The sequence below is a fragment of the Amycolatopsis sp. NBC_00348 genome (genome assembly GCF_036114655.1).
Lineage (GTDB): Bacteria > Actinomycetota > Actinomycetes > Mycobacteriales > Pseudonocardiaceae > Amycolatopsis.
The window spans coordinates 5,247,274-5,259,596 of the sequence record NZ_CP107994.1 but is presented as its reverse complement, the minus strand read 5'-3'; the positions used below and the strand labels follow the sequence as shown (position 1 = coordinate 5,259,596).

The following is a 12,323-nucleotide window of genomic DNA, read 5'->3' as shown; positions in this document are numbered from 1 at the left end:
GGAACCTCAGACGCCGGCCGTCGACCGGATCCAGGACCGGCTGGACGCCACGCTCGCGTAGTTGTTCGTGCCGCGCGTGTTGGTCCCGCTCTGGTTCTGCACCGTCGAGGCGACGCCGACCTGGACGCCGTTCGAGACCTCGGGGCCGCCCGAGTCGCCCTTCCAGGCCGAGCCGTTGATGCCCACGCTCTGGATCGCGCGGCCGCCGTAGGCGTCCGACGACCGGCCGGTCACCTGGACGTTCGCCACCTTCAGCGCCGACGCCGGCGGGCCGGTCGGCGTGGTGCGGCCCCAGCCGTAGAGCTGGTTGGTGCTGCCGGTCGACGGGTCGGCGCTGCCCAGCGAGATCGGGCCGGCGCTGGTCGCCGAGGCCAGGTGCAGCAGCGCGATGTCGCCGTTGGGGGACTCGTACTTGCGGTCGACGGCGATCTGCGTGCCGGCGAAGAGCGTGTTGGTGCCGACCTTGACGTGCATGCCCGAGCCGTCCTCGTCGAGGCAGTGCACCGCGGTCATCACCCAGCGCGAGGCGATGACCGTGCCGGAGCAGTTGAAGCCCTGGAAGTCACGTCCGGGCGTGTTGACGTACACCTGGGCGCCCCAGGAGACCGTCGGGGCGGTGCCGCCGCCGACGATGTTCGGCTGGACGCCGGCCGAGGCGACGGCGCCGCCCGCGAGGGTCAGCGCGACGGCCGCCGCTGAGGCGGCACCAAGGACACGGAGAAAGCTCACGGCGGTGATCCTTTCGGATGGGACCCGATCCTGCTGGGTCGGAAAGTAACCACCGCGTCACCCGGAGGGACACCTACCGAAGTCGGAACCGGGCGAAAACCCGACTTACGGCGGATCGGACACCGGGGGGCCACCGAGAACTGTCGGTGGCGACCCATACTCTTGGAGGCGTGGCTGACCCGACCACCTACCGTCCCTCGCCGGGGAGCATCCCGGATGCCCCCGGCGTGTACAAGTTCCGCGACGCGACCAGGCGGGTCATCTACGTCGGCAAGGCGAAAAGCCTGCGCAGCAGACTGAACTCCTACTTCGCCGACCTCTCGGGCCTGCACCCGCGCACCCGGCAGATGGTGACCACGGCCGCGAGCGTCGAGTGGACCGTCGTCACCACCGAGGTCGAGGCGCTCCAGCTCGAGTACAACTGGATCAAGGAGTTCGACCCGCGGTTCAACGTCCGCTACCGCGACGACAAGAGCTACCCGGTCCTGGCGGTCACGCTCAACGAGGAGTTCCCGCGCCTGTTCGTCTACCGCGGCGCGCGCAAGAAGGGCGTCCGGTACTTCGGGCCGTACTCGCACGCGTGGGCCATCCGCGAGACGCTCGACCTGCTGCTGCGGGTGTTCCCGGCGCGCACCTGCTCGGCCGGGGTGTTCCGGCGCCACGGCCAGATCGGCCGCCCCTGCCTGCTCGGTTACATCGAGAAGTGCTCGGCGCCGTGCGTCGGGCGGGTCTCGGCCGATGAGCACCGCGACATCGTCGAGGACTTCTGCGACTTCCTCGCGGGCAAGACCGACGGCATGATCAAGCGCCTCGAAGCCGAGATGGCGGCCGCGTCCGGGGAGCTCGAGTTCGAGCGCGCGGCCCGGCTGCGCGACGACCTCGGCGCGCTGCGCCGCGCCATGGAGAAGCAGGCCGTGGTGTTCGGCGACGGCACGGACGCCGACGTCGTGGCGTTCGCCCACGACGACCTCGAGGCCGCCGTCCAGGTCTTCCACGTGCGCGGCGGCCGGGTCCGCGGCCAGCGCGGCTGGGTCATCGACAAGGCCGAGGAGATGGACGTCCCGGCGCTGGTCGACCACTTCATCACGCAGTTCTACGGCGAGCAGGCCGAGCTCGAGGCCGGCGACAACGTCGACGCCGGGCCGGCCGTCCCGCGCGAGGTCCTGGTCCCGGAGCTGCCCGCGGACGCCGACGCGCTGGCGGAGTGGCTCACCGGGCTGCGCGGCTCGCGGGTGCAGGTGCGGGTGCCGCAGCGCGGCGACAAGAAGGCCCTCGCCGAGACGGTGCAGCGCAACGCGGGGGAGGCGTTCACCCAGCACAAGCTAAGGCGCGCGGGCGACCTCACGGCGCGCTCGGCGGCGCTCACCGAGCTGCAGGACTTCCTGGCCCTCGACACCGCGCCGCTGCGCATCGAGTGCATCGACATCAGCCACATCCAGGGCAGTGACGTCGTGGCGTCGCTCGTCGTCTTCGAAGACGGGCTGGCGCGCAAGTCCGAGTACCGGCGCTTCGCGTTGCGCGAGGCGGCCGAAGAGGGCGACGTCGCGTCGATCGCCGAGGTCGTCCGGCGGCGGTTCAACCGCTACCTCAAGGAAACGGCCGAAGGCGCCGACGTCCCGATCGACTCGTCGAAGCCGGGCCTCGACCCGGAGACCGGCCGGCCGCGCAAGTTCGCCTACCCGCCGAACCTGCTGGTCGTCGACGGCGCGGGCCCGCAGGCCACGGCGGCCGCGGACGTCCTGGCCGAACTGGGCATCACCGACATTTCCGTGGTGGGGCTGGCGAAGCGGCTCGAAGAGGTGTGGCTGCCCGCCGACCCCGATCCGGTGATCCTGCCGCGGACGTCGGAGGGGCTGTTCCTGCTGCAGCGGCTCCGTGACGAGGCGCATCGCTTCGCCATCACCTACCACCGCGAGAAGCGCTCCAAGCGGCTGCAGGCGTCCGAATTGGACAGTGTGCCTGGGCTGGGGCAGGCTCGCCGCACCGCGCTGATCAAGCACTTCGGCTCGGTCAAGAAGCTCAAGCAGGCCCGGATCGAAGAGATCGAGGCGGTGCCCGGCTTCGGCAGGCGCACCGCGGAGGCCGTGGTCGCCGCGCTGGCCGGGGAGTCCGGCGTGGGCCAGGGCACGAAGACAGGGGAGTAGGAAAGACAGTGAGTGCGCAAGAAGATGTCCGCGGCTCCGGCATGGAGGTCGCGGTCGTGTCCGGGCTGTCGGGGGCGGGCCGCAGCACCGCGGCCAAGTGCCTGGAGGACCTGGGCTGGTTCGTCGTCGACAACCTGCCCCCGGAACTGATCGCCACGATGGTCGAGCTGGGCGCCCAGGCGCGCGGCGCGATCACCAAGGTGGCCGTGGTGATGGACGTGCGCTCGCGCGCGTTCACCGACGACCTCGCCTCGGTGATCAAGGACCTGGACGCGCGGGGGTACAAGCCGCGCGTGCTGTTCCTGGAGGCGACCGACGCCGTGCTGGTGCGGCGCTTCGAGGCCGTCCGGCGCGGCCACCCGATGCAGGGTGACGGCCGGCTCGCCGACGGCATCACGGCCGAGCGCGTGCTGCTGGAACCGCTGCGCGAAGAGGCCGACCTGGTGCTGGACACGTCGTCGCTGTCGGTGCACGACCTGCGCGCCAAGATCGAGGACGCGTTCGGCTCCGAGGCGAGCACGCAGACCCGCGTCACCGTGCTGTCGTTCGGGTACAAGTACGGCCTGCCGATGGACGCGGACCTGGTGATGGACGTCCGGTTCCTGCCGAACCCGTTCTGGATCCCGGAGCTGCGCGAACACACGGGCCTCGACGGCGAGGTCCGCAACTACGTGCTCTCGCAGGAAGGCGCCGAGGAGTTCCTCGACCGCTACCACCAGCTGCTGCGGCTCATCGGCGCCGGCTACAAGCGCGAGGGCAAGCGGTACCTGACCCTCGCCGTCGGCTGCACCGGTGGCAAGCACCGCAGTGTGGCGCTGTCGGTCGAGCTCGCCCAGCGTCTGTCCAAAGAGGACGGAATGGCCGTGAAGGTGGTGCACCGCGACCTTGGTCGTGAATAACGTGCGGGCGGTCGCCCTCGGGGGCGGCCACGGACTGCACGCCACGTTGTCCGCGGTGCGGCGGGTGACCCCCGACGTCACCGCGATCGTCACCGTGGCCGACGACGGCGGCTCGTCCGGCCGGCTGCGGCGCGAGCTCGGGCTGCTGCCGCCGGGCGACCTCCGGCAGGCGTTCGCCGCCTTCGCCGCGGAAGACGGCGGCACGCTCTGGGCCGAGGTGTTCCAGCACCGCTTCGGCGGCGACGGCGCGCTGGCCGGGCACGCGGTGGGGAATCTCCTGCTGGCCGGGCTGTTCGAGGTGCTCGGCGACCCGGTGGCGGCGCTCGACGAGGCGTGCCGCCTGATCGGCGTCTCCGGCCGGGTGCTGCCGATGTCGCCGGAGCCGCTGGAGATCGTGGGCGAGGTCAGCGGCCTCGACAGCGAGGACCCGGCGGCGCTGCGCACGATCCGCGGCCAGGTCGCGGTGGCCTCGACGCCGGGGCAGGTGCAGCGCGTGAGCCTGCACACGCCGGGCCGGTCGGGGCGGCCGCCGCAGGCGTGCGCCGAAGCGGTGGACGCGGTGCTGGCGGCCGACGTCGTGTTCCTCGGTCCCGGCTCCTGGTTCACGAGCGTGCTGCCGCACCTGCTCGTGCCGGGCCTGCACGACGCGCTCGTCAAGACCACCGCGACGAAGGTGCTCGTGCTCAACCTTGTCCCCCAGCCGGGGGAAACCGCGGGGTTCTCCCCGGAGCGGCACCTGGACGTCCTGTCCGAGCACGCGCCCGATCTGCGGGTGGACGCGGTGATCGCAGACCGCGATTCGGTCCCCGACCCGGCGAATCTCCGGCGCGCGGCCGAGCGGCTCGGCGGCCGGGCGCACCTGGGGGCGGTGGCCGACCCGGAAGTGGCGGGACGGCATGATCCTGATGCGCTCGCGAGGTGTATGCGGGAGGCTCTCGGTCTCGGCAGGGGCGGGGAGCACGGGGGAGGAGCACAAGGCAGGGAGGGGCAGTAATGGCGATGACCGCCGCGGTGAAGGACGAACTGAGCCGGCTGGAGATCACGAAGATCGGGCCGCGCCGGGCGGAGGTCGCGTCGCTGCTTCGCTTCGCCGGCGGGCTGCACATCGTGGCCGGCCGGGTGGTCGTCGAAGCGGAGCTGGACACGGGCTCGGTCGCGCGACGGCTGCGCAAGGAGATCCACGAGCTCTACGGCCACCATTCCGACGTCCACGTCATCACCGCCAGCGGCGGGCTGCGCAAGGGCACCCGGTACGTGGTGCGCGTGGTCAAGGACGGCGAGGGGCTGGCCCGGCAGACCGGGCTGATCGACCAGCGCGGCCGGCCGGTGCGCGGGCTGCCCGCGGCCGTGGTGTCCGGCGGCGTGGCGGACGCCGAAGCGGCGTGGCGCGGAGCGTTCCTCGCCCACGGTTCCCTGACGGAGCCGGGCCGTTCGTCGTCACTGGAAGTGACTTGCCCCGGCCCGGAGGCGGCGCTGGCTTTGGTGGGTGCCGCGCGCCGGATGGGCATCCAGGCGAAGTCGCGCGAGGTCCGCGGCGCCGACCGCGTCGTGGTCCGCGACGGTGACGCGATCGGCGCGCTGCTGACGCGCCTCGGCGCGCACACGAGCGTGCTGCAGTGGGAGGAACGCCGCATGCGCCGCGAGGTGCGGGCGACGGCGAACCGGCTGGCCAACTTCGACGACGCGAACCTCCGCCGGTCGGCCCGCGCGGCCGTCGCGGCGGCGGCCCGGGTCGAGCGCGCCCTGGAGATCCTCGGCGACACGGCCCCGGACCACCTGCTGGCGGCGGGCAAGCTCCGGCTGTCCAACCGGCAGGCGTCCCTGGAGGAGCTGGGCCAGCTGTCGGACCCGCAGATGACGAAGGACGCGGTCGCCGGCCGCATCCGCCGCCTGCTGGCGATGGCGGACAAGCGGGCGAAGGACCTGAGCATCCCGGACACCGAGTCCGCGGTCACCCCGGAGATGCTCGAGGAAGAGGAAGACGCCTGACCCGGCCCCGCCGCGCTGGTCAGGCCGTTTTCCGTCCGCGCGGTTAACGGGATCGGTGCCGCGGCGCCGAACTCGTAACACCGCGGTAGCACGGGGGAGTGGTCGCCGAAACGCGCCGCGTCGAACCTCGGTCGGGAGGGAGTACGCCGAACGAGGGAAGGGGAACGCATGCGCACGAGCCGGAACAGCAATGACCGCGCGCAGCTGCAGGTGTCGCCGGAGGTCGGCACCTGGCTCGCCCGGCGCAGCAGCAGGGCCGACGACTGGACGGCGGACCAGCTGGTCGAGGCCAAACGCGGCACGACCGTCTCGGTGGTCATCCCCGCGCGCAACGAGGAAGCGACGGTCGGCGCGATCGTCACCGCCATCCGCGAGGAACTCCACGAACACCACCGGCTCGTCGACGAGATCCTGGTCGTCGACAGCCACTCGACCGACGCCACCGCCGAGGTGGCCGCGGCGGCCGGCGCGCGGGTCGTCGCGCAGGACGCCGTGTTCCCGGCCCTCGACGGACTGCAGGGCAAGGGCGAGGCTCTGTGGAAGGGCGTCGCCGCGACGACCGGAGACCTCGTGGTCTTCGTCGACGGCGATCTCTACGACTTCACCACCGACTACGTCACGGGCCTGCTGGGCCCGCTGCTCACCGACCCGTCGGTGGCCTACGTCAAGGGCTTCTACCACCGCCCGCTCAACGGCGCGGCGGGCAGCGAGCCGGAAGGCGGCGGCCGGGTCACCGAGCTCGTCGCGCGGCCGCTGATCAACATGTTCTGGCCCGAGCTGTCGGGCTTCGTCCAGCCCCTCGCGGGCGAGTACGCGGGCCGGCGCGAGGTGCTGGAGAGCATCCCGTTCGTCGTCAACTACGGCGTCGAGATCGGCCACCTGATCGACCTGCTCGAACTGCGCGGGCTCGACTCGCTGGCCCAGGTCGACCTCGGCCACCGGGTGCACCGCCACCAGAGCACCCAGGCGCTGGGCCGCATGTCGGGCCAGATCATGCAGACGCTGTTCGACCGCCTGGAGCGCTACGGCAGGCTGGTGACGGCCATCCCGCCGGCCACGATGCTGGCCCAGTTCCAGCGAGGCGCATCCGCCGGCGGCGTCGAGCGGGAACTGGTGCTGACGGACCTGACGTCCCCGCAGCGCCCGCCACTGGCGAGCCTGCCGGTGACGCTGCGCCCGGAGAACGAGCTGGACCTGCAGGACACCGCTTAGTCACTCGGCGGTCGCGAGCGCGCGGGTTTCGACGGGCTGCCAGCCGGGCGGTCCGAACACGAATCCCGCGCGCTCGCGCCACGTCCGGGCGGCGCGCAGGTCGCGCAGGATCGAGCCGTACTCGTGGAAGCCGACCTTCAGCAGGTTGTACGTGGCGATGTTCTTCGTCAGCCCGTACGTCGGGCGCTTGCCCTCCGGGACGAAACTGCGGAACAGCCGGTCCCACACGATGAAGATGCCGCCGTAGTTGGCGTCGAGGTATTCGGCGTCGCTGCCGTGGTGGACGCGGTGGTGTGACGGCGTGTTGAAGACGTACTCGAACCAGCGTGGCAGCTTGCCGATCTTCTCGGTGTGCACGAAGAACTGGTAGACGAGGTCGATCGACAGGCCGGTCAGGATCATCCACGGCGGGATGCCGCACAGCGCCAGCACCGACCAGAACGGCAGCTGGAAGTACGGCGTCCACTTCTGGCGCAGCGCCGTCGAGAAGTTGTAGTGCTCGCTCGAGTGGTGCACCTGGTGCCCGGCCCACAGCAGCCGGACGCGGTGGCTCGCCCGGTGGTAGGCGTAGAACACCAGCTCCTGGCCGAGCAGCATGAGCACCCACGTCCACCAGTCGCGCGGGTCGAACTTCACCGGCGCCAGCTCGAACAGCGCCGCGAAGACGACCAGCATCACCAGCCGGAACAGCGCGTTGACGCCGACCGAGACGGTGCCCATCAGCATGCTCGTGCGGGTGTCGGCGGGGCTGTAGCCGAGCACGTTGTCGTCGTGGCCGAGCACGTGCACGGCGACGATCTCGATCGTCACGAACAGCAGGAACACCGGGATCGCGAACAGCACGGGGTCGCGCAGGTGCGCCAGGAACTCGGCCACGTCGCCTCCTAAGATCCAGCCTTGGGATCTGACCTGACGGTAACTTACCCTCAGGTCACTTTACGCACGGTAGGGTCTCGGACGTGACGGAGTCAAGACCGGTCGGGACCAAGGGGATGCCCCGCGGGGAGCGCGAGGCGCAGCTCGTCGTCGCCGGCACCGAGGAGTTCGGCCGGGCGGGCTACGCGGGCGCGTCGATGGTCGAGATCGCGCGCCGGGTCGGCGTCACGAAACCGTTGCTGTACCAGTACTTCGGCTCGAAGGACGGCCTGTACCTCGCCTGCCTGCACCGCGCGGGCGACCGGCTGACCGAGGGCGTCGCGACGACCATGGCGGCCGGCGGCGAGCCCGACCGGATGCCGCTGAAGGTGCTCTCGGCGATCTTCGCGACGTTCGACCACGACCGCTACGCGTGGCGCCTCCTGCGCGACGCGACGGTGCCGGCCAGCGGCGACATCGCCACGGCGGCCGCCGACTACCGGCACCGCCTGGACGCGTTCGCGGTAGTGGGCGCGACGCAGCTGATGACGTCGCGCGGGCTGGCCGACCCGGTCGACATCGAGGCCGTCGCCCAGGTCTGGACCGGCGTGGTCGACTCGCTGATCAGCTGGTGGATCGACCGCCCGGACGAGGACGCGACCGCGATGACCGACCGCTGCGCGAGGATCATGGACCGCCTGTTCGGCTGGTGACGTCAGCCGCCGAGCCCGGGGAACGCGGCGCGTGCCGCCGCGAAGAGGGCCGTGTGATCACCTCCGTGAGTCACCAAGGCTGCCGACAGGACCTGACCCAGCGCCTCCAGCGGGTCCGCCTTCACCGCGGCGAACAGCGCCGGGAACGCCATCGCCTGCTGCAACGCGTTGTCGTGCCGCCCATCCGGCGTGCGGACCAGCGTGTGCGGCACCGCCGGATCGCTCAGCAGGCGATCCCACGCGGCCGTCCAGTCGTCGAACGGCGGTGGCAGTGCGCGGCCCTCGTCGAGCGCGCGCAACCCCTCGGCGATCCAGTCGACTCGGTCCAACCCGGCCAGTTCGTAGGCGTGGTGGGCCAGCCAGTGGGTGAGCGCGCGTTGTGTCCCCGGCGCGGCGCCGGTCGCGTCCGCGATGAACCCGCGGTCCTGTTTGGCCAGTTCACGCAGCGTGTAGGGCAGGTTCAGAATGCGTTCGGACGGCACTGAACCACCCCACTCCCGCAGCAGCCGCTCGTGCTCGGCCGCCGCGCGAGCCGCCGCCGCCAGTCGCTCGCGCTCTTCCCGGCGACGGGCCTGGGCCGCGGCGTGCTCCGCGGGAGCCGGCTGCTCCCGCGCGAACCCGTGCCAGTACCCGGCGATCGCGCTGCCTTGCCGGACAACGATGTCAGGCCCCGGTGGCGCGGGCCAGAACTGGAGCAGGTAGCGGTCCAGTGCGGGTTCGCCGTCGAGCCGGGTGTCGCGGTCGCGGCCCGCGTCCATCCTGGACCCGCTGTAGCGCACGCGGTAGTCGCCCGGTGACAGTTCGAGGTCCCACGCGTTCTCGCCGCCCCAGGTGACGAGCCGGGTCGCGCCATCCGCGTGGAACGACGCCTCGACGACGTCTTCCCAGTCGGAGCCGGGCGGCGCGGGCGGCAGGGGCGGCGCGGGTGGCACGGTGTCGTGGACTTCGGCGGTGAAGCCGACGTTTCCGGTGTGCAGGCCGGTGATCAGGAACAACGTGCCCGGGAAGGCGGCGCCGCACAACCCGTTGCGCTGCCCGGCGAAACACGCCGTCAGGTCGCCTTCGAACGGATCACCTCCTTCGCTGTGCACGTAGATCTGTCCATAGTGGACATGGGCTTCGCCGTCGACCACGGTGCGCATGGGCCCACCTTTGCAGAAGGGACCGACAGTTTTCGCCGTCACGACGTAGCGAAACGGGGGTCCCGCGCGACTCAAAGGGAATAGGTGTCCCGTCGAGAGGTGTCGAATGTCCGACTTGCCCGAAACCATCCCCGCCGCGGATCGGCGGCTGGCCCGGCGGTTCACGGATGACCTGCTCGACGGCTGCCGGGTCCTCGCCACCGACTACGGCTATCGGCCGCTCCAGTTCGAACGAATGGTCCGCGAGCACGGCGGTGTCGAGGCCGCGCGCCGGCTGCTGCGCGGGGCCGGGACCGCCGGCGGGTTCGCCTTGCTCTGGGAGAAGAACCAGCTCGCCCGCAGCTCCGAGGCGACGATGCTCCGGCCGGAGTACGAAGCGCTGTTCACCGCCGACGAACGCCTGCTCGCCCGGCGCCGGCTGGAGGAACACGGCTTCGACGTGGACGCCCACCTCGTGCAGGTCACTGCCGAGCCGGTGTGAAGCGCGGCTGAGGTGACCGGCGCCGCTCCGGTCACCCCAGCCGCGGTCAGTGGGCGGCGGGGAACTTCAGCCGGACGATCACGTTGTCCAGGACGCTCGGCGTGCCGCCGTTCATGTCGTTGTTCGTGGACGTCAGCCAGAGCCCGCCGTCGGGCGTCTTCGTCACCGAGCGCAGCCGGCCCCAGCGGCCGGAGAACAGCGTCGAGACCGTGCCGACGCCGGTGCCCGCCGCGTTGATCTGCGTGGCGAACAGCTGCTTGCCCGTGACGCCGGCGATGTAGATCCAGTCGTTGACGATCTCCACACCGGACGGCCCGGCCTGCGACGTCGGCCAGGTCTTCTTCGGCGCGATGAAGCCGCTGCAGCTGCCCTGCGTGCCTTCGCAGCTGGGCCAGCCGAAGTTGCCGCCCTTCTGGATCAGGTTGAGCTCGTCCAGGCTGCTCTCGCCGAACTCCGCCGCCCACAGCTGGCCGCGCGAGTCCCAGGCCAGGCCCTGCGGGTTGCGGTGGCCGTAGCTCCAGACGTACCGCGCGGCACCGCCGGTGGCGTAGAACGGGTTGTCGCTCGGCGCGGATCCGTCGGCGTTGAGCCGCAGGATCTTCCCGTTGAGCGAGCTCTTGTTCTGCGCGTTGTCACTGTTCTTCGCGTCGCCGACGGTGGCGTAGAGCTTGCCGTCCGGGCCGAACTTGATCCGGCCGCCGTTGTGGTAGCGGTTCTTCGCGATCCCGGTGAGCACCGGCGTCGACGTCGAGGACAGCGTGGTGCCGTCGTAGGTCATCTTCACGATCCGGTTGTCGCCGGAAGCCGTGTGGTAGACGTAGATCGCGTGGTCGCTCGCCCAGTTCGGCGAGATCGCCAGGCCGAGGACGCCGCCTTCGCCGGTGGTGGTCACCGCGCCCGGCACCGTGCCCAGCGTGGTCTTCTGGCCGGACGGCGTCACGAGCAGGATCTCGAACCGGTCCCGCTCGGTCACCAGCGCGTTGCCGTTCGGCAGGAAGTCCACGGCCCAGCCGAGGTCGACCTTCGTGATGTCCTTGTCGTACTCCGGGATGCCGCCGGTGCCGCCCGGCGCACTGGTCTTCACGGTCACCGCGTTGCTCGCGGCGGAGCTGTTCCCGTTGGGGTCCCGCGCCTTGACCGTGAACGTGTAGGACGTGTTGGGGTTCAGGTTCGTCACCGTCGAGGTGAGTGACGTCGTGGACGCGACCTTCGTGGCGCCCTGGAAGACGTCGTAGGCCGAGATCGTGCCGCCGTTGTCCGTGGAAGCGTTCCACGCCAGGGAAACGCTGTTCGCGGTGACGCCGGTGGAGCGCAGGTTCCCCGGCACGCTCGGCGGGGTCGTGTCGGTGCTCGGCGGCGTCGTGAAGGCGACGACGTTGCTCTGCTGCGACGGGTTGCCCGCGGCGTCGTACGCGCCCACCGAGATGTCGTAGGCGGTGTTCGGCGTCAGGTTGTCCACGGTCGCCGAAGTCGTGGTCCCGCCGACGGTCTTGAGGATGTTGCCGCCGCGGTTGATCTCGTAGCGCACGATGCCGACGTTGTCGGTCGCGGCGGTCCAGGAGAACGTCGCGGCCGTCGGCAGGATGTTGCTGGCGGCCAGGTTCGACGGCGGTGACGGCGGTTCGCTGTCGCTTGGCGCGGTGAAGGTGTCGGTGAGCTTGTCCGCGTTCGGCCCGCCGTTGGCGGTGGTCGCGGTGGTGCGCACCTTGTTGATCCCGGCGGTCAGCTGCACGGTCGCGGTGACGGTCTGCCACGTCGTCCACGCGCCGGTGGCGGGGAAGTCGACGGTGCCCTTGTCGCCGCCGTCGACGATCAGCTTCACCGGCCGGTTGTCGGCGGTTCCGTTGGCGTAGCGGAAGGTCAGCGTGTGTGTCCCGGCCTGCGCCGCGTTCACCGAGTACTCGACGTAGCTCCCGGCGACGTTGTCGAAGTTGACGAACCCGGTGCCGGAGTAGCCGGCGTGGTTCGACTCGACGACGCCTTGCGAGATCGCGGCGTTCTCGGACTCGTAGTCCGTCGCCGCGGTGGTGGCCGCTGAAGCAAAGGGGGTGAACGCGCTGAAGCCGAGCGCCGCGACGGCGGTACCGGCCACAGCCACGCGCCACGGGGGGCGGGGTGCCACGGGGACCTCCAGAAATAGTTAGGAAAGTTTCCTATCT

At 71.1% G+C, this 12,323-nt stretch carries 10 protein-coding genes and 1 pseudogene; 7 read left to right on the top strand and 4 right to left on the bottom strand.

The genetic code is table 11. From position 1 onward, the window contains the following. Nucleotides 1–6: 6 nt before the first annotated feature. The gene (locus tag OHS58_RS22330; RefSeq protein WP_328649701.1) at nucleotides 7–729 is read right to left on the bottom strand and encodes a S1 family peptidase; all 723 of its coding nucleotides are present in this window, start codon (nucleotides 727–729) and stop codon (nucleotides 7–9) included. A 170-nt stretch (nucleotides 730–899) separates the two neighbouring features. Here OHS58_RS22330 and uvrC point away from each other — a divergent pair, with 170 nt between their 5' ends. From uvrC to OHS58_RS22305, 5 genes are all read left to right on the top strand, one after another. Beyond that, the gene (gene uvrC / locus OHS58_RS22325; RefSeq protein ID WP_247049165.1) at nucleotides 900–2,873 is read left to right on the top strand and encodes an excinuclease ABC subunit UvrC; all 1,974 of its coding nucleotides are present in this window, start codon (nucleotides 900–902) and stop codon (nucleotides 2,871–2,873) included. A gap of 41 nt (nucleotides 2,874–2,914) precedes the next feature. Continuing rightward, entirely contained in the window at nucleotides 2,915–3,772 is an 858-nt protein-coding gene (gene rapZ, locus OHS58_RS22320; RefSeq protein ID WP_247064155.1) for an RNase adapter RapZ, read from the top strand. Nucleotide 3,773: 1 nt separating this feature from the next. Then, nucleotides 3,774–4,766 carry a gluconeogenesis factor YvcK family protein gene (locus OHS58_RS22315; RefSeq protein ID WP_247049166.1) on the top strand — a complete coding sequence of 331 codons (993 nt, stop codon included), beginning with the start codon at nucleotides 3,774–3,776 and terminating at the stop codon, nucleotides 4,764–4,766. After that, entirely contained in the window at nucleotides 4,766–5,761 is a 996-nt protein-coding gene (gene whiA, locus OHS58_RS22310) for a DNA-binding protein WhiA (RefSeq protein ID WP_247049167.1), read from the top strand. Before OHS58_RS22315 ends, whiA begins: the two co-directional genes overlap by 1 nt. A 168-nt stretch (nucleotides 5,762–5,929) precedes the next feature. After that, on the top strand, nucleotides 5,930–6,973 hold the full coding sequence (locus tag OHS58_RS22305) for a glucosyl-3-phosphoglycerate synthase (RefSeq protein ID WP_326947843.1): 1,044 nt from the start codon (nucleotides 5,930–5,932) through the stop codon (nucleotides 6,971–6,973). On the opposite strand, the gene OHS58_RS22300 is transcribed toward OHS58_RS22305, so the two are convergent. Next, nucleotides 6,974–7,849 (bottom strand): sterol desaturase family protein, encoded by an 876-nt coding sequence (locus OHS58_RS22300; protein ID WP_328649700.1) that lies wholly within the window; start codon nucleotides 7,847–7,849, stop codon nucleotides 6,974–6,976. An 83-nt stretch (nucleotides 7,850–7,932) separates the two neighbouring features. Here OHS58_RS22300 and OHS58_RS22295 point away from each other — a divergent pair, with 83 nt between their 5' ends. Then, nucleotides 7,933–8,541, top strand: coding sequence for a TetR/AcrR family transcriptional regulator (locus OHS58_RS22295; RefSeq protein ID WP_328649699.1), 609 nt, complete (start codon nucleotides 7,933–7,935; stop codon nucleotides 8,539–8,541). Nucleotides 8,542–8,543: 2 nt separating this feature from the next. On the opposite strand, the gene OHS58_RS22290 is transcribed toward OHS58_RS22295, so the two are convergent. Further along, nucleotides 8,544–9,683, bottom strand: coding sequence for a hypothetical protein (locus OHS58_RS22290; protein WP_328649698.1), 1,140 nt, complete (start codon nucleotides 9,681–9,683; stop codon nucleotides 8,544–8,546). Between the two features lie 106 nt (nucleotides 9,684–9,789). Between OHS58_RS22290 and OHS58_RS22285 the strand changes: the two genes are divergently transcribed. After that, nucleotides 9,790–10,164, top strand: a complete 375-nt coding sequence (locus tag OHS58_RS22285) for a hypothetical protein (protein ID WP_326947852.1) — start codon at nucleotides 9,790–9,792, stop codon at nucleotides 10,162–10,164. Nucleotides 10,165–10,222: 58 nt separating this feature from the next. Here OHS58_RS22285 and OHS58_RS22280 read toward each other — a convergent pair. Beyond that, a pseudogene (locus OHS58_RS22280) lies at nucleotides 10,223–12,286 on the bottom strand (PQQ-dependent sugar dehydrogenase); the annotation flags it as partial. Nucleotides 12,287–12,323: the final 37 nt, after the last annotated feature.